The sequence below is a fragment of the Mojavia sp. genome (genome assembly GCF_059505145.1).
Map to the genome: position 1 here is coordinate 416,664 of NZ_JCACKA010000063.1, position 17,291 is coordinate 433,954.

A 17,291-nucleotide genomic window follows, 5' to 3' on the forward strand; every position below is an offset into this window, starting at 1 on the left:
TTAATTTTTAATACCATAATATTAAGATATCATCCCATGAATCGATAGAGAAAAAGCTGTAACTACTATCATTATTGGATTTTTTGTTTGCTCGAAGAATTAAGCAAAAATTAAGATTATTTAATAATATTAAGAATGGCGAAGCCTAAAACCTTTTACGTTTGTAACGATTGTGGAGCAGAATCTTCCCAATGGTTCGGTAGGTGTCCAGCTTGCGGCACTTATAATTCTCTAGAAGAGCAAATAAGTATCCAGTCCTCAGTGGATATACCCAGTCGCGGGGGAGTGAGTGGTTGGCAATCAGTTCAAACCAATGGCAAATCTCATGCTAAACCAGCTAAAGCGCGAGCTTCTTTAACATTTGATCAAATTAGCGATCGCCAAATTGCTCGTTGGGAATCCGGTTATGGAGAATTAGATCGAGTCTTGGGTGGTGGGGTTGTCCCTGGTTCAATGGTACTGATTGGAGGCGATCCAGGAATTGGAAAATCAACTTTACTTCTTCAAGTATCGAATCAATTAGCGCAGAGATACCGCATTCTCTATGTAACTGGGGAAGAATCAGGACAACAGGTAAAATTACGAGCTTCACGGCTGGGAGTATCAAAAAGTGTAAGTGTAGTTGGCGATGAAAATACGAGTGTACCAGAACCAACTACTACTACTATCAACCCTGATAGTATAAATGCAGATTTATATGTATTACCGGAAACAGATTTAGAAGAAATTCTGCGAGAAATCGACTCCTTAAAACCGAATCTGGCAGTAATTGATAGTATCCAAACAGTGTTCTTTCCAGCACTAACTTCTGCACCAGGTTCTGTAGCTCAGGTACGGGAATGTACAGCTGCACTGATGAAAGTGGCAAAGCACGAAGATATCACAATGTTAATTGTGGGACACGTCACCAAAGAAGGTGCGATCGCCGGGCCGAAAGTCTTAGAACACTTAGTTGATACAGTATTGTATTTTGAAGGCGATCGCTTTGCCTCCCATCGGTTATTACGGACAGTCAAAAACCGCTTCGGTGCAACTCACGAAATCGGTATCTTTGAAATGGTATCCCAAGGACTGCGGGAAGTTGCCAACCCTTCAGAATTATTTTTAGGCAACCGTGACGATCCAGCCCCAGGTACAGCAATTGTAGTTGCTTGTGAAGGTACTCGTCCTATTGTTGTGGAGTTGCAAGCCCTTGTTAGTCCTACCAGCTACCCGTCCCCTCGTCGTGCTGCTACTGGTATAGACTATAACCGCCTAGTGCAAATTCTGGCAGTGTTAGAAAAACGAGTGGGGATTCCCATGTCGAAATTGGATTCTTACGTCGCTTCTGCGGGCGGTTTAAATGTCGAAGAACCGGCAGTAGATTTAGGAATAGCGATCGCCATCGTTGCCAGTTTCCGCGATCGCATAGTCGATCCAGGTACAGTTTTGATTGGCGAAGTCGGGTTAGGCGGACAGGTGCGATCAGTTTCTCAGATGGAACTACGGTTGAAAGAAGCTGCAAAACTGGGATTTAAAAGAGCGATCGTCCCTAAAGGGCAAAAATTCCCCGATCTTGATATCGAGATTTTACCAGTTTCCAAAGTAATAGATGCGATTATTGCCGCCATCCCCCATCAAGAGCTAACAGAAGAGGATTTAGCACCCGATGAAGATGAGTAATACCAATTTGAAAAAAGAATACGACAGATACACACTCCCTAATCCTTGTTATGTCTGGCTTTCTTAATTTTTAACTTTGAATTTTGAATTGGTATAACATCTCCCCTCACAAACAAAGGAAAAACTCCCATGACAGCCTTTACCCAAGATTATAAAATCACTTGGGAAAAACTACCCGACGATTACAGACTACCAGACGATCCAGTGGACAACATCAACCAACCAGCCTTAGCTGCTGCACTCACACAAAGTTTAGAGCTTGCTGGTAAACTTCCACCCAACGCCCTCACACCAACAAATTACGGTATCTGCGCTACATTAAATGGCAAAATTGTCGTTAAAGCGCCAGACTGGGCATATATTCCCAAAATTAGCGTCGGGAGAGAAGATGTAATACGTAGCTACACACCGCAGCTACAGGGAGACATACCCGTAATAGTCATAGAATTTCTTTCTGATACAGAAGGTGGGGAATACTCGATCAAACCCACTTATCCCCCAGGTAAATGGTTTTTTTACGAATGCGTTTTAAAAGCACCAAATTATGCGATCTTTGAACCTAATAGCGGAGACCTAGAAGTTTATCGTTTAGATAATAATACAGGCAGATACGTTGTCCAAACTCCCAAGGACAACCAGCGTTACTGGATAGCAGAAATGAATCTTTACCTTGCTGTATGGACAGGTACTCATGAAAATCGTGCAGGAAATTGGTTACGGTGGTGGGATGAACAAGGAAATCTACTGCTTTGGGGTACAGAATTAGCTGAACAACAAAGACAACGCGCTGAAAGGCTAGCAGCACAATTGCGCGCGGCGGGAATTGAACCGCAAGATTAGACTTTTTGCAAATAATTTAGGTTTGCTAGATTAGCTAAACAAATCTAGCAATTTTCTATGCGAACAAAATTTGACTTTAATTCAGTATTACTAGTAATAAACTACTATTCAGCAACAGTTTTAAACTTAGAAATGGTGCAAGCAGGTCTAATGCGTCCTTCGGTGATTAGGTTGCATAAGATAAACAAAATAATTAGGTAGGCGATGGCAAATTGTCTGAACTTGAACTGTTTCTCGATCTACTGGGGAACGTCTTGCGCTGACTTTATGCTCTGCCATTTTTCATACATTTTTAATGGTACTTAATTTCAGCATTCCCCAAGTTAGTTAGACAATCATAGTTATTTATAGCCAATTATTAATAGAATTTTTTTCTACCATTAAAAAAGTGATATCTCACTAATTACCAGCCTTGGACAAGTTTCCTCTTACGAACAATCTTGAAAAAAATTCTTAAACTTTACTATGACTACTTTCCCTAAATACATCCCCCAATCTGACCCGCCACTTCCTCCTTGGGAAACACTACCAACAATGTATGATTTACCCAGCAATAACCCAGAGGAGCCAGGTTTGCCAGACGATTTTCACTTTTTACAACCCTTACTTTTATATTTAACTTTTCAGCCAATTAACTGGAATCCTGAACTAGTTTATAGTGCTGCTGACCTCAATCTTTACTACGACCTTCAGCATCCTTTGTGGTACAAACGCCCAGATTGGTTTGGTGTTGTAGGTGTGCAAAAACTATACAAAGGCCAAGATTTACGTTTAAGTTATGTCACTTGGCAAGAACCAGCAAACCCTTTTGTAGTTGTTGAGTTATTATCCCCTGGTACAGAAGACGAAGATTTAGGCAACAAACAAAATACAACGGATAAACCTCTTAGCAAATGGGAAGTTTATGAAAGAATCTTGCGGATTCCCTACTATATTGTTTTTAGTCGTTACACTAATGAACTCAGAGCATTTCACTTAGTAGGCGGTCACTATGAACCGATGACTTTAACTGAGGGACGCTTACTGATGCCAGAATTGAGTTTAAGTTTAGGCTTATGGCAGGGGTCATTTCGAGATATTGAAAGGTTGTGGTTAAGGTGGTTCACTTTAGAAGGAGAATTGATTCTTGCACCCGCCGAAGAAGCTACTGCTGCTACTGAACGAGCTATTATTGCTGAACAAGAAGCTAGAGATGCTAAACAAGAAGCTGAACAAGCAAAAAGAAAAGCAGCACAGTTAGCAGAACGTCTGCGTCAGTTAGGCGTGAATCCTGATGAACTGGAGTAATTACTACAACTTCAGGGATATTTTTTAATGTTTAAAAACTAGATTCACCTCTAGATAGAAATGCGATCGCCCACAAATTGTCACAATAATGACGACAACCGTTATTTTTGGAAAATAAATTTTATGGGCTTTGGTATTGGTGATATATTCTGGATTTTTCTTCTTCTTTCTTCCCTGCAACCCATTTGGCAAAAGCGCCAAATTGAATATCGCCGTCTCCGCGCCCTACAGGAATTTCAGCAAGAACGCAAGAGTCGGGTGATTTTGCTGATACACCGTCAAGAATCCATCAGCTTACTAGGAATTCCTTTATCACGCTACATTACTATTGAAGATTCAGAACAAATACTGCGGGCAATTCGCCTCACCCCGCCAGAGGTTCCGATTGACTTAATTTTGCATACTCCTGGCGGTTTGGTATTAGCTACCGAACAAATCGCTAGGGCATTAATTCGTCATCCCTCAAAAGTCACCGTTTTTGTACCTCACTACGCTATGAGTGGCGGAACAATGCTTGCCCTCGCTTCTGATGAAATTGTCATGGATGCTAATGCTGTCTTAGGGCCAGTTGATCCTCAATTGGGTAACTTCCCGGCGGCGAGTATTCTTAAAGTGGTTAAAGATAAGCCCATCGGCGAAATTGATGACCAAACCTTAATTATGGCAGACCTTGCAGGCAAAGCCATTCAACAAGTACAGCGCTTTGTGCGGACTCTGCTGAAAGATAGTATGCCAAAACAAAAAGTTCAGCCAGAAAATATTGAACCAATTATCGAAGCTTTGACAACTGGACGCGTCACCCACGACTATCCCATCACTGTCGAGGAAGCAACAGAAATGGGGCTGCCCGTTACAGTCGGGCTGCCCCGTTCTATTTACGGACTGATGGATTTATATCCACAACCACAAGGCGGAAGGCCTAGCGTTCAGTATATCCCTATGCCCTACGATGACCGCCGTCCAATTCTTCCTATGCCTAAAGGCAGACCCTTAGAAGAACCAACTCAGATGAATTGAGACCTTAAGACCATTATTTTTAGTAGCGGCTCTTAAGGTGTAGTTGTTGGTGTTGGCGTAGCTGTCGGTGTCGCTGTTGGCGTCGCCGTTGGTGTCGCCGTTGGTGTCGCTGTCGGTGTAACAGTTGGCCTAGCTGTTGGTGTCGCCGTCGGTGTTGCAGTTGGGGTAGCTGTCGGGGTAGCCCTTGGTGTCGCCGTTGGTGTAGCTGTCGGGGTAGCTGTCGGTGTAGCCCTTGGTGTCGCCGTTGGTGTAGCTGTCGGGGTAGCTGTCGGTGTAGCCCTTGGCGTAGCTGTCGGTGTAGCCGTTGGTGTCGCCGTCGGCGTAGCCGTTGGCTGTTGAATAGCTATCTTTGCCTCTTCATTCAACTTCTGGCGCAAGGCTAAATCAGCAATACCAGTTTCTTGTAGCTGGTATTTTTTCTGATATTCTCTGACCACCGCCTCCGTTCGGTCACCGTAAAATTGATCGCGGGGTAGGGGAGGATTTGGCTTAAGCACCGCATTCAAATTAGCTTGTAAAATCCGAACTATTTGGGCGGCAAAATCTTGAGTTTTTGGCCCTGCTATCCCATCTACGGGTGACAACTTGTAGCCTTTTTGAAATTCACGGATTGCGTTTTTAGTTGCCTGATCGGTTAAAGGTGTATTACCTACCTCGACTTTATAGCCCAAACCACGCAACACAGAGCGGAATTGCTGTGGCGTATAGTTACGCTGGCGAGCGGCAAAAGTTGTATTTGAAGTTACTACACCCGCAGTTATTAGGCAAGCAGCAGTAATGGCAACGCTTGATTTTCCAAACCCACACCACATAAATGAAAACTCCTTTGGCTTAAATCAGCAGGATATAAAAGCTAACAGAAGCATTTTAAGTTTCTTGTATATCTTTTTTATCAATAATTAACGAATTTTGATTAATTAATGTGTCATTGGTTAAGTTAGTTAATAGATTATTAAAATTTTTGCATCTTTCTAGAGACTTATTTTTAATAATCAGTGGCAATCGGCTGGCAAAAACTGAAACTGTATAATTTAAGAGGCTTATATTAGATGCTTGTATAATTCATTACTGAAAATGCCTAATTTAAAGTCCCTAAAGCGTTCACAACTTTACTTTGAAAGGTTAATGGCAATTACTGCCACGGTGAACTTATGTTTAGTTTTGTTTAATTTAAGTTACCTGCCTTGGCGGGATTTTTACTGGCGGAGACTGCCACAAATTACTCAAATTTATGACCCAATTAAGGGCATTGAAGCGCATAGAGAAACCAAAAACTATCTCAACCAAGTAGACGCTTTAGCAGAACAGGTAAGCCAGACAGGTTTACAGTCGCCTCAGACACAAAAAAAGCTGGAGGAAATCAGCCGTCTTAGTAGCGAGATGATTGACAGCAATCCCTTTGCAGCAGCGGGTAAAAGCGGGACTTTAGAAAAAATCAAAAACCGGATGCGCGATCGCGCACGTCAAGAATCTGCAAAGCAAGCTTTTAGAGTGTTTTGGAGTCCGGCATACTTATCTCAACAAGGCTGGAACCAAGAAATTAATTTTTTCAATCAACAAATCCGTCCTCTAATTTCTACTAACTACTACCGCGGAATCGGAGAAGATGGTGAACCGATAGATAATTTTTGGCTGCTTGACTTACCATTTATAGGTTTATTTGCTCTAGAGTTGCTAGTACGTACTTTCTATATCAGACGCCGCCATCCAGGTTTTAGCTGGCTTGATGCTGTCTTGTGGCGTTGGTACGATTTGTTATTGTTGCTACCATTTTGGCGGTGGTTGCGAATCGTCCCTGTTTTAGTTCGTCTTGATCAAGCGCAGTTATTAAATTTACATCCAGTATGGCGGCAAATTCATCACGGCATCGTAGCTAATTTTGCCGAAGACATCACAGAAATTGTAGTGGTGAGAGTAATTAACCAGATTCAAGGCTCAATTAAACGAGGTGAGTTAACGCGCTGGCTACTGCAACAAGAAAACTTGCGCCCATACATAGATATTAATAATGTAAACGAAGTAGAGGCGATCGCTGGGCTTTTAGTGCAAACAGTCGTCTACCAAGTACTGCCCCAAATTCAACCAGAAATCACAGCCATTTTGCGCCACAGCATTGAAACTGCTTTCCAACAAATACCCATGTACCGCAACCTCCAAATGCTACCAGGCGTGGGGCAGGCACAAACCCAGCTAAGTGAACAAATGGCAACCCAAATCACAACTAACCTATACAATGCCTTAGTAAACGCTGTGCAAGATCCTGTTTCCGCAAAACTCACGAGCCAACTAGTGCAACGCTTCAGCGCCGCCTTGAGTGCGGAAGTGCAGAAAAAACAAGTACTTGCAGAAATTCAGAGTTTACTTTTTGACTTTTTGGAGGAAGTCAAGCTCAACTACGTCCAGCGTTTATCTCAAGAAGATATAAACCAAATTTTGGAGCAAACTAAGCAACTACGAACACAAGCAGCGGTTCAGCCAGTTGTGGATAGTGGTGCGCTCACAACTAAATAAAAAAAGTAATTGTTAAATCTTATAACAGCAGTAGTTCGCTCAAAATCCAAGTTTTATAAGGCTATTTAGTCCTTACATTAAGGATTAGAGGTAGTATTGCATTCATCTTGATTAAAGATTGAAAATTAGGTAAGGAAATGAAATAATTTCTTCCTACTCCCACCAAAAGAAATGCGCTAAACTCAGATTAGGTCGAACCATCATTGGTTCGTCACAAGACTTCTTGGAAGATATCCCTATCGCAGGAAGTGGGTCAATGCCCACTTTTTTTATTGAATTCTCGCATGACTCATCCTCTAGTCCCACAAATTATTGATTTAGCAACACCAGTAGCAGAAGAACTGGGATTGGAAGTCGTTGGGGTGGTTTTTCACACTAACCAACGTCCGCCAATTTTGCGGGTAGATATTCGTAATCCGCAGCAAGACACTGGGTTAAATGATTGTGAGCGAATGAGCCGTGCTTTAGAAGCCTCCTTAGATGCGGTGGAAATTATTCCAGATGCCTATGTTTTGGAAGTGTCCAGTCCTGGTATTTCGCGGCAATTAGTAACCGACAGGGAGTTTATTTCCTTCAAAGGCTTTCCTGTAATTATCTCCACTGCCCCACCCTACGACGGACAGCAAGAGTGGACAGGTCAGTTAATTCGCCGGGACGAGAATACAGTTTACTTAAACCAAAAAGGTCGTGTAGTCGAAATTCCCCGCGCCCTAATTACAAGGGTGCAGCTGGATGAGCGCCGATAAATCAGGGGCTAGGGCTTAGGAGCAAAAGACTAGAGCAACTTAGCTAGAGGTTAGGGGCTTGAAAGATTTTCTCTAGTCCCTAATCTCTGCTGTCTAGTTCCTAATTCCTAGCCCTTATTCCCTAGCTCTAATTTTTGAAGGAGATTGCTTATGTCAATGGTTAGTTTACCTGGATTAAAAGAATTAATCGAAAGTATAAGTCGTGAGCGTAATTTACCGCGTTTGGCAGTTCAATCAGCTATAAGAGAAGCATTGCTCAAAGGTTACGAACGTTATCGACGCGCCCAAAACCTAGAGCGCAAACAATTCGATGAAGATTATTTTGATAATTTTGAAGTAGAACTCGATATTGAAGGAGAAGGTTTTCGCGTTCTTTCCACCAAAACTATTGTGGAAGAAGTCAGTAACTCCGATCATCAAATTTCTCTAGAAGAAGTACAACTAGTCGCACCAGAAGCGCAATTAGGGGACTCTGTGGTGCTAGATGTAACTCCAGATCAAGGAGAGTTTGGTCGCATGGCAGCGATGCAAACAAAGCAAGTACTGGCACAGAAACTGCGGGATCAACAACGCCAGATGGTGCAAGAAGAATTCCAAGACTTGGAAAGCACTGTCTTACAGGCAAGAGTTCTGCGGTTTGAGAGGCAATCAGTAATTCTGGCAGTTAGCAGCGGATTCGGTCAACCAGAGGTAGAAGCCGAATTACCAAAACGCGAACAGTTGCCTAACGATAATTATCGAGCCAATGCCACTTTTAAGGTGTATCTCAAGAAAGTTTCCCAAGGTCAGCAAAGGGGGCCACAATTGTTAGTGTCTCGAGCTGATGCTGGCTTAGTAGTTTATTTATTCGCCAACGAAGTTCCAGAAATAGAAGATGAAGTTGTACGGATTGTAGCTGTAGCGCGAGAAGCCAATCCTCCTTCCCGTTATGTAGGCCCCCGGACAAAAATTGCCGTTGATACTCTTGATCGTGATGTAGACCCAGTTGGTGCTTGTATTGGAGCGCGGGGATCGCGGATTCAAGTAGTAGTCAACGAATTGCGCGGTGAAAAAATAGATGTGATTCGCTGGTCTCCTGACCCAGCAACATACATTGCCAATGCTCTAAGTCCAGCACGAGTTGATGAAGTACGACTGATGGACCCGGAAACTCGGCAAACTCATGTACTAGTCGCAGAAGATCAGTTGAGTTTAGCTATTGGCAAAGAAGGACAAAACGTTCGCTTGGCAGCCCGTCTAACTGGCTGGAAAATTGACATCAAAGATAAAGCTAAATACGATCATGCCGGAGAAGATGCTAAATTTGTTGCTTCACGAGCAAAATATCAAGCAGAGGAGGATGATGCTGATCTATCGGAGCTAGAGGACGATGAAAATCTGGAAGAATTAGAATTAGAGGATGAATCTTTTGACACGAGCGATGACGAGTAGTTGATTAGCGTCATGAAATTTAAGTACTATACTCTACAGGAAATTTCTTTAATCAATGCCTTATATTTAGCTAGCAAATAGATATATATAGGAGAATCACAACTCTTGTTCATAACCATACTGCTGACTTGAGGTAGCAGAGATAGTGATGAAACCGAATTATCGGCGATGTATTAGTTGCCGCCAAGTAGGACTAAAAGAAGAGTTTTGGCGGATTGTCCGCGTCTTTCCGTCGGGAAAGGTACAATTAGATCAGGGCATGGGGCGTTCTGCCTATATTTGTCCGCAAACGAGCTGCCTGCAAGCGGCTCAGAAAAAAAATCGACTAGGGCGATCGCTACATGCAACAGTGCCAGAAACACTGTATCAAACATTGTGGCAGCGTCTAGCCCAAAGCAATCCCCAAAATCAAATTTTAATTTGAAAAATTTGTGGCGGTAATCCCTAGAGGAATTGTGCGAGAAGCCGAACCAGTCGCGCTAGCAACACATCCTCCTTGATTGCTGGGGTTAGTGTCAAAATAGTAAATGGGTGTAGTTGACAAACGGCTCTTTTACAATAAAAGAGGCAAAGCAATAACTCCCGGTAAGTTTTACTCGATTGTGTTGTGGAAGACTCAGAATCAGCAAAACAGAAAACTACAAAATGGCAACCTGGTAGCGCTCAGGCGCAGTTCGGCGTCCAGGGTTCTCATAAAAATTTTTTATTTAAAGAATTTTTATGGATGCCCGTCCATCATCCTTGCTGGTGGGGATGCCAGTATTAACACGAAACATCTCTCTTTCCTGATTGGAGGCACCGACAAAATCTGAACGGCAACCAAAAAACAGTAATCAAAGGATGGAGATGTCGCAAACCAGGCAGCCATCCGCTAAAACTGTAAATTAAAGGGGAAGAGTGGATGAACAACGGCAAAGTTAGAATCTATGAATTATCAAAGGAATTGAATTTGGATAACAAAGAGCTATTAGCAATATGCGACCAGCTCGACATTGCGGTCAAAAGCCATAGCAGCACGATTTCAGATCCTGATGCAGAACGTATCCGCTTGGCTGCGGAAAAACTCGCAGTTACGAATGGGACACCCAAAAAGGAATTAAGTATAACTAGTCATCAACCAAACTCGCCACAAGCTGGCTCTCGGAACCGACCTGCCCTACCTCACAAACAACAAATTTTGGAAATCCGTAAACCCAAAATATTGAGAAACACTACCTCCAACGCCTCAGAGGCGTCAGTTGCTACCAATATCCAAGCTGCTTCGTCTGAAGTTAATCCTGCTTCACCTCCACGGCCTTTCGCTACACCTGTCTCACCCATGCAGCCGACGGCACCACCTACTCGACCTGTACCCCGGAATCTGTCTGAGACCCCACAGCAACCAGCTGTAACAGACGCGAATACAACACTAACGCCTAATCCAGAGGCACCAGAAAAAATCGCTGCGGAAAAACCGGAAAAAACAGTTCCATCCAGACCAAAACCAGAAAAACCCCAAAAACCGCAATTAGTTGCCCCACCTGCAAGACCTGTGGCAGAAGAACTGCCAGCTTTAGAACAAGTAAGTCAGGCAGATAAACCCATCCTCAAACGCCAACGGCGCGTCGAAGACGAACGCGAACAAATCAAACCAAAAGTTGGCAAGCCGACAGCTGACCAAACCCCACAGCCTGCACCTCAAAAACAGGCTCGTCCTACTCCTTCACCAGTAAAACCTGAGCAAAGGGAGCAACGGGTTAGCCGACCTTCTGCACCAGCACCATTTGGGGATACGCAACGACCTAGCAGACCAGTGCGTCCGAGTGAAGCCGTAGCAGCAATGCCGATTGCTACACCACCAAGACCGATGCAAGGCGGACCAGGTAAAGCAGCGACAGTCGATGATGCGGTTCCCAGCGAAATTATCGATTTGAAACGTCCCACACCACCTCGTTTAGCCAAAGGTGGTAAAAAGTGGCAAGAAGAAGAAATCATTGATGAAATTAAAGAAAAGGCTGGCAAAGCTGGCGTCAAAGGCAAGCGGGTCAAGCCAATTCTTGATGATGATTTTGAGGAAGACGATTTACTCGATGAAGAAGGTCTGGAAATACCAGCTACCGTGCAAGTTAGTCTTTCGATTGCCCGTCCGCCCAAACCTAAAGCTGCCCGACCTACACAGCAACCAGCAATAGCTATTGCTGCCCCAACTGCTAGAGGAAGTAAAAAATCTTCCAGCCGCGATCGCGATCAAAACCGTCGCCAAGAAGTGGAGACCAAGCGTGAGCGTCCAGAAAAAGTGGTGGTCACAGGGCCAATGACAGTGCAAGAACTAGCTGATGCATTAGCAGTTGCCGATACAGAGATTGTGAAAATCCTGTTCATGAAAGGCATGGCAGTGAGTATTACCCACAATCTGGATATTCCAACAATTACTCTGGTGGCAAAGGAACTAGAAGTAGAAGTAGAAACCGCCGAACCAGAAGCAGAAGCCCGCAAAATCACAGAAATGCTGGATGTGGCAGACATGGAAAATCTCCATCGTCGTCCACCAGTCGTAACAATTATGGGTCACGTAGACCACGGCAAAACAACTCTACTCGACTCGATTCGCAAAACCAAAGTGGCTGCTGGCGAAGCCGGTGGTATTACCCAGCACATCGGCGCATATCATGTGGATATAGAACATGATGGTAATATGCAGCAGATAGTCTTCCTAGATACTCCTGGTCACGAAGCCTTCACAGCGATGCGGGCAAGAGGAGCTAGGGTAACAGATATTGCGGTTTTGGTAGTGGCTGCTGATGATGGAGTTCGTCCCCAAACCGTTGAAGCCATTAGCCATGCTCAGGCCGCAGAAGTGCCAATTGTCGTAGCAATCAACAAAATAGATAAAGAAGGGGCACAGCCTGACCGCGTTAAACAAGAACTCACCCAGTATGGTCTCACTCCAGAAGAATGGGGTGGTGAGACGATCATGGTTCCAGTGAGTGCTATCAGAGGCGAAAACCTAGATACGCTCCTAGAAATGATTCTGCTGGTAGCAGAGGTAGGTGAACTATCTGCCAACCCGGATCGTTCTGCTAAAGGAACTGTGATTGAAGCACATCTGGATAAAGCCAAGGGAGCAGTTGCGACCTTGCTAATTCAGAATGGTACGCTGCGGGTGGGAGATATGTTAGTCGCCGGTTCAGCATTTGGTAAAGTGCGAGCAATGGTCGATGACAGAGGCAGAAGAGTAGAAGTTGCTGGTCCCTCCTTCGCTGTCGAAGTACTAGGCTTAAGTGATGTGCCAGCCGCAGGCGATGATTTCGAGGCCTTCGAAAACGAAAAAGAAGCACGCGCACTCGCAAGCGATCGCGCCGACAAACAACGCTTATCCCGCCTCCTGCAAGGACGTGTCACGCTCACAACCCTCTCTGCTCAAGCACAAGAAGGCGAGTTGAAAGAACTCAACTTAATCTTGAAGGCAGACGTACAAGGATCAGTGGAAGCGATTGTGGGAGCGCTCAAGCAAATCCCGCAAAACGAAGTCCAGATCCGTATGCTGTTAGCTACGGCTGGGGAAATAACCGAGACAGATATCGACTTGGCCGCAGCCAGTGGTGCTGTGATCATTGGTTTCAACACCACCTACGCCAGTGGCGCTAGACAAGCCGCAGACGAAGCAGGTGTAGATGTACGTGAATATAACATCATCTACAAACTCCTAGAAGACATCCAAGGAGCCTTGGAAGGTCTATTGGAACCAGAGTTGGTGGAAGAACCTTTGGGACAAACCGAAGTCCGTGCTGTCTTCCCAGTTGGTCGGGGTGCTGTTGCTGGTTGCTATGTTCAATCTGGCAAGCTGATTCGTAACTGTAAAGTGCGGGTGCGTCGCTCCGGTAAGGTAGTATATGAAGGCGTCCTTGACTCCCTCAAACGGATGAAAGAGGATGTGCGAGAAGTCAACGCAGGTTATGAATGCGGCATTGGCGTTAATAAATTTAATGACTGGGTTGAAGGTGATATCATCGAAGCCTACCAAATGGTAACCAAGCGCCGTACTCTGACAATGACGAAGTAGTGCTGAGTCTACCAGTGCTGAGTCAAAGTTATCAGTGTTGAGTTGAAGATAATTTTTATTTCAAACTTCAAAACTCGCAACTTGAAACTGACAACTCAGCACTTATTACTCATAACTGTATTTATGTCCTCATTTCGCTCTGAACCTATCTTGTGGATTCACGTCGCTGGGTTAGCGACGTTGCCAGTTTTTTTGTTTTTGTGCCTATTGTTTCTGTCTGTGGGTAAGCCGCTCTTACCTGTATGGATGGAGCTACTTTTAGTCGCTACTATTGGTGTTGTTCCACTACTGTGGATGCAACTTCACCGTCCTTTTTATATATTTGCGATTTTAGGAGTTGCACTCAAGCCAGAAAATCTTACTGAGCAGCAACGAAAAATTCTTTGTTTAATTTATAAAAATTTAAGTCGTGTGCCGGCTGTTTTGGCAGCAGTATTATTATTAGGGGTGCTGTGGCAGATATACCAAGTTGCGCCACTGGTAGCGAACTTAGCTAGTTTTCTACCCCAATGGCGCGGTATGGGATTGCTACTTGCTGCTTTAGCGTTTTTAGCAAGCAATTTATTTTTGCAAATTCCCGTGAGCGTTGCACAAGTTTTAGTGACTAATGACACAGAATTTGCTGCCATAGAACCATTACCTTTAGAGAAGATTCAGCAGAATTTCACAATTTTAGGGGTGCGGGTTAATCAAATCTTGCCCCAGTTGACTGTTAAAGTTAAAACTGAGGAATAAGGAACTATGGCTCAAATTCCAGCTTCTAGCGATCGCCAATTTGCTCATGATAGTGAAATTTGGAATAGCCTCAAATATGCGATTGCCGCTAGTTCCGGTTTCCAACGCTGGCAGCTAGAACGTGATGCACAATTACACGGGCTACGCTTGGAACAGCAGGTACAACGGTATTTACGCGAAACTTTAGAAACATTAGCTTACTAAATACCGATTAAATTTTCTAGGTTTGTCTGCAAACGGCGGAGTTGACGATAAGCACTCTCCAAGCGATCGCCGTCAACTTCCACTTCAGTAGTGGGATAATTTTCAATAATTTCAATCAGCGACACCTGCCCATCTTGGCTAGCAGAAAGTACTAAAGCGGCACGCAAAGCCTGTCTATCTGCTCTGCGGGATGGCGTGTGAATGACTTGACTCATTTGATCCAAAATAACGTTACCAATTTGAGTATTTAGCACTCTATCTAAAAACACAGGATTTACCTTTACTGGTTCCGTTAAATACTGACGAATTGCTTTGGGATTTTGCCGCGCCAAAGCCAAACTAACTCCTAAAGAAGGGGAAAGTTTGCCTGTTTGGGCAAATGTCGATAGTTCCTCAACTGAAAATGATTCACGGAAGACGCTATACTTTAGCACTACTCTTTCAGCAGCAAAGGCAGGATTGCTAAAGCATAGAAAAGAGGTACTAATTACTAAAACTAACGCACGACGTAGCGCCAAAACTTGATACTGCATTTCTCCTAATTACCAAAAGGTTTGCTTTGCCTGTGATGATATTGCAGCATTATTAGCTGTGGCATCCGGCCGTAGGCATTTATCTTACTTAAAAGAAATGACTTCATAGTTAATACAGTTGTTTACGCTCCCATATCTTGAAGGTATGGGATTATTTTTTCACTTAGCCAAATTGGTAAGAAGATGGCAGCAAACCCTGATGTAATGCGGATTTAGCTATTTTTTTACTGGACTGAGTGAGTAATCCCCCTGCCTCGAAAGCGATCTAGGTAAAATTTTCATAGATTAACAATATAAGTTCTGTGATTTATCTGAGGAATTTAGCTGATCATTTGCTAATGATCCGGTATAGTTTTGCATGGGTTTGACAGCTACATAGCTGTTACTTACAACCTTGTTCTTTAAATTACCAACATTCAGTAGTTCACAGACATCAAAAATGAAATATCGGGGTTTTGACATTTCTTTAGGGAAATATTTTCGCCTTATTTTTGGCAATCATCTCGGCTCTAATCTACCCTTGCGAGCCGGACTCACTACCGTGTTATTGGTTTCAAGTGGTTTGGTAGTATTCACTAACGCAGTAAATGCTGATGCTACTCGCCCGGAAAGTAACACTCCAATTTTCATAGCGCAAGTTCCGGCAACTGCAAGCGTAATTTACGTTAACCCAGCAACTGGTTCAGATACTGCTGGTGCTGGTGCAACAGCAGCTGCGCCTTATAAAACTATTACCTTTGCTCTGGCTCAAGCCCAACCAGGTACAATTATTCAACTGGCTGCTGGTACATATAACAAAGAAAGTGGCGAAACCTTCCCACTATTGCTTAAACCAGGAGTGACGCTGCGGGGTGATGAATCTACCAAAGGCCAGACGATATTGATTACAGGTGGAGGTTTCTATACTAGTCGTACCTTTGCCAGACAGGACATTACAATTCTTGCTGAGAATGGGACGACTATTACAGGTGTTAGCGTCACCAACCCGAATCAAAGAGGTACAGGTATATGGGTAGAATCTTCTAATCCAACTATTACAAACAGTACTTTTACTAATAGTGTCAGAGAAGGAATTTTTGTCACAGGTACAGGAAATCCTACAATAGAAAACAATATCTTTGTGCAAAACCAGGGCAACGGAGTTTCAGTTGCTAGAGCTGCCCAAGGACAAATACGGAATAATTTGTTTCAGGACACTGGCTTTGGTTTGGCTATTGGTGGGACTTCTACACCCTTAATTGCGGAAAACCAAATCCTCCAGAACCAAGACGGGCTTTTTATCTCTGAGTCAGCTAAACCTATACTGCGTAAGAATGTAATTCAGAACAATAAGCGGGATGGCGTTGTAGCGACTGTCAATGCTTTACCAGACTTGGGTACTACTGAAAATCCTGGTGGTAATCTCATCCGCGGCAATGGTCGTTATGACCTGAACAATGCTACTAAAACTAATACAATTGTCGCTATTGGCAACGATATTGATCAAAAGCGAATTCTTGGTTCTGTAGATTTTGTTGCCGCTACGGTTGAAACGCCCCCAGGGCAAGCAGTTACGTTTAAAGATGTGCCAACAGGTTACTGGGCAAAAGCTTATATCGAAGCTTTAGCTTCCCAAAATATTATTGCTGGCTTTCCTGACGGCACTTTTAAACCCAATGAACCTGTAACACGCGCCCAATTCGCTACCATTGTCACCAAAGCCTTGACACCGCAAGCCAAACGTGCGGCTATCAACTTTAAGGATGTCAAAAGTGATTTTTGGGCTTACGCTGCAATTAGATCTGCTTATCAGGGTCAATTTGTCTCTGGCTATCCTGATGGTACATTTAAACCGCAGCAACAAATTCCAAGAGTGCAGGCTCTAGTTTCTTTAGCTAATGGTCTAGGCTTAACCGCAGATAATCAAAACATTCTTAGCTTTTACACGGATGCTGCCCAAATTCCCAAGTATGCGATCGCTCCAGTTGCAGCTGCTACTGCACGACAGATAGTCATTAACTATCCCACAGTTAAGCAACTTAATCCTAATCGTGAGGCAACTAGGGCAGAAATTGCTGCCTTTGTTTACCAAGCACTTGCTAATGCCGGACGTGCCCCAGCAATTCCATCACCCTATTTAGTAAAAGTTCCCTAAACCGCTAGTTTGAAAATTAAAAGCGCCAAGCTTGACAAATTGTTAGCTTGGCGCTTTTAAAATTGCAAGTTTTATTAACCTTGGTTGGGGTCTAAAAATTTAGCTGACCCCCATTTGAATATTATGAGTTTATATTCAGGGTCTTTATA

14 protein-coding genes are annotated in these 17,291 nt (G+C 43.7%); 12 read left to right on the forward strand and 2 right to left on the reverse strand.

The features are described 5' to 3' along the window. The first annotated feature begins 135 nt into the window (after window positions 1–135). The 4 genes from radA to AC5JL8_RS14130 all read left to right on the forward strand — a co-directional run bounded on the left by radA (window position 136) and on the right by AC5JL8_RS14130 (window position 4,806). Window positions 136–1,662, forward strand: coding sequence for a DNA repair protein RadA (gene radA / locus AC5JL8_RS14115; protein ID WP_495880395.1), 1,527 nt, complete (start codon window positions 136–138; stop codon window positions 1,660–1,662). A gap of 129 nt (window positions 1,663–1,791) precedes the next feature. After that, window positions 1,792–2,502: a Uma2 family endonuclease gene (locus tag AC5JL8_RS14120; RefSeq protein WP_495880396.1), complete on the forward strand. Its 711-nt coding sequence runs from the start codon at window positions 1,792–1,794 to the stop codon at window positions 2,500–2,502. A 465-nt stretch (window positions 2,503–2,967) separates the two neighbouring features. Next, window positions 2,968–3,789, forward strand: coding sequence for a Uma2 family endonuclease (locus tag AC5JL8_RS14125; protein WP_495880397.1), 822 nt, complete (start codon window positions 2,968–2,970; stop codon window positions 3,787–3,789). Between the two features lie 123 nt (window positions 3,790–3,912). Then, window positions 3,913–4,806 (forward strand): SDH family Clp fold serine proteinase, encoded by an 894-nt coding sequence (locus AC5JL8_RS14130; protein WP_495880501.1) that lies wholly within the window; start codon window positions 3,913–3,915, stop codon window positions 4,804–4,806. Window positions 4,807–4,838: 32 nt separating this feature from the next. Here the strand turns inward: AC5JL8_RS14130 and AC5JL8_RS14135 are convergent, their stop codons facing one another. Further along, window positions 4,839–5,618, reverse strand: a complete 780-nt coding sequence (locus AC5JL8_RS14135) for a peptidoglycan-binding domain-containing protein (RefSeq protein WP_495880398.1) — start codon at window positions 5,616–5,618, stop codon at window positions 4,839–4,841. Between the two features lie 262 nt (window positions 5,619–5,880). Between AC5JL8_RS14135 and AC5JL8_RS14140 the strand changes: the two genes are divergently transcribed. From AC5JL8_RS14140 to AC5JL8_RS14170, 7 genes are all read left to right on the forward strand, one after another. Continuing rightward, window positions 5,881–7,317: a hypothetical protein gene (locus AC5JL8_RS14140; RefSeq protein ID WP_495880399.1), complete on the forward strand. Its 1,437-nt coding sequence runs from the start codon at window positions 5,881–5,883 to the stop codon at window positions 7,315–7,317. 284 nt (window positions 7,318–7,601) lie between these two features. After that, on the forward strand, window positions 7,602–8,063 hold the full coding sequence (gene rimP / locus AC5JL8_RS14145) for a ribosome maturation factor RimP (RefSeq protein WP_495880400.1): 462 nt from the start codon (window positions 7,602–7,604) through the stop codon (window positions 8,061–8,063). A 150-nt stretch (window positions 8,064–8,213) separates the two neighbouring features. Next, window positions 8,214–9,494 carry a transcription termination factor NusA gene (gene nusA, locus AC5JL8_RS14150; RefSeq protein WP_495880401.1) on the forward strand — a complete coding sequence of 427 codons (1,281 nt, stop codon included), beginning with the start codon at window positions 8,214–8,216 and terminating at the stop codon, window positions 9,492–9,494. A gap of 148 nt (window positions 9,495–9,642) precedes the next feature. Beyond that, window positions 9,643–9,918, forward strand: coding sequence for a YlxR family protein (locus AC5JL8_RS14155; RefSeq protein WP_495880402.1), 276 nt, complete (start codon window positions 9,643–9,645; stop codon window positions 9,916–9,918). 477 nt (window positions 9,919–10,395) lie between these two features. Beyond that, entirely contained in the window at window positions 10,396–13,536 is a 3,141-nt protein-coding gene (gene infB, locus AC5JL8_RS14160) for a translation initiation factor IF-2 (protein ID WP_495880403.1), read from the forward strand. A 123-nt stretch (window positions 13,537–13,659) separates the two neighbouring features. Beyond that, window positions 13,660–14,271, forward strand: coding sequence for a low-complexity tail membrane protein (locus tag AC5JL8_RS14165; protein ID WP_495880404.1), 612 nt, complete (start codon window positions 13,660–13,662; stop codon window positions 14,269–14,271). Between the two features lie 6 nt (window positions 14,272–14,277). Then, window positions 14,278–14,475 (forward strand): hypothetical protein, encoded by a 198-nt coding sequence (locus AC5JL8_RS14170; protein ID WP_495880405.1) that lies wholly within the window; start codon window positions 14,278–14,280, stop codon window positions 14,473–14,475. On the opposite strand, the gene AC5JL8_RS14175 is transcribed toward AC5JL8_RS14170, so the two are convergent. Then, complete coding sequence (locus AC5JL8_RS14175; protein WP_495880406.1) at window positions 14,472–15,008, reverse strand: alpha/beta hydrolase; 537 nt, start codon at window positions 15,006–15,008, stop codon at window positions 14,472–14,474. The genes AC5JL8_RS14170 and AC5JL8_RS14175 overlap by 4 nt on opposite strands. 439 nt (window positions 15,009–15,447) lie before the next feature. On the opposite strand from AC5JL8_RS14175, the gene AC5JL8_RS14180 reads away from it, so the two are divergent. Beyond that, complete coding sequence (locus AC5JL8_RS14180; RefSeq protein ID WP_495880407.1) at window positions 15,448–17,142, forward strand: DUF1565 domain-containing protein; 1,695 nt, start codon at window positions 15,448–15,450, stop codon at window positions 17,140–17,142. Window positions 17,143–17,291: the final 149 nt, after the last annotated feature.

What these genes read in the sequence shown, in the direction of transcription:
- radA (WP_495880395.1), top strand. Translation starts at nt 136, where the DNA reads ATGGCGAAGCCTAAAACCTTTTACGTTTGTAACGATTGTGGAGCAGAA.
- AC5JL8_RS14120 (WP_495880396.1), top strand. Translation starts at nt 1,792, where the DNA reads ATGACAGCCTTTACCCAAGATTATAAAATCACTTGGGAAAAACTACCC.
- AC5JL8_RS14125 (WP_495880397.1), top strand. Translation starts at nt 2,968, where the DNA reads ATGACTACTTTCCCTAAATACATCCCCCAATCTGACCCGCCACTTCCT.
- AC5JL8_RS14130 (WP_495880501.1), top strand. Translation starts at nt 3,913, where the DNA reads ATGGGCTTTGGTATTGGTGATATATTCTGGATTTTTCTTCTTCTTTCT.
- AC5JL8_RS14135 (WP_495880398.1), bottom strand. Translation starts at nt 5,618, where the DNA reads ATGTGGTGTGGGTTTGGAAAATCAAGCGTTGCCATTACTGCTGCTTGC.
- AC5JL8_RS14140 (WP_495880399.1), top strand. Translation starts at nt 5,881, where the DNA reads ATGCCTAATTTAAAGTCCCTAAAGCGTTCACAACTTTACTTTGAAAGG.
- rimP (WP_495880400.1), top strand. Translation starts at nt 7,602, where the DNA reads ATGACTCATCCTCTAGTCCCACAAATTATTGATTTAGCAACACCAGTA.
- nusA (WP_495880401.1), top strand. Translation starts at nt 8,214, where the DNA reads ATGTCAATGGTTAGTTTACCTGGATTAAAAGAATTAATCGAAAGTATA.
- AC5JL8_RS14155 (WP_495880402.1), top strand. Translation starts at nt 9,643, where the DNA reads ATGAAACCGAATTATCGGCGATGTATTAGTTGCCGCCAAGTAGGACTA.
- infB (WP_495880403.1), top strand. Translation starts at nt 10,396, where the DNA reads ATGAACAACGGCAAAGTTAGAATCTATGAATTATCAAAGGAATTGAAT.
- AC5JL8_RS14165 (WP_495880404.1), top strand. Translation starts at nt 13,660, where the DNA reads ATGTCCTCATTTCGCTCTGAACCTATCTTGTGGATTCACGTCGCTGGG.
- AC5JL8_RS14170 (WP_495880405.1), top strand. Translation starts at nt 14,278, where the DNA reads ATGGCTCAAATTCCAGCTTCTAGCGATCGCCAATTTGCTCATGATAGT.
- AC5JL8_RS14175 (WP_495880406.1), bottom strand. Translation starts at nt 15,008, where the DNA reads ATGCAGTATCAAGTTTTGGCGCTACGTCGTGCGTTAGTTTTAGTAATT.
- AC5JL8_RS14180 (WP_495880407.1), top strand. Translation starts at nt 15,448, where the DNA reads ATGAAATATCGGGGTTTTGACATTTCTTTAGGGAAATATTTTCGCCTT.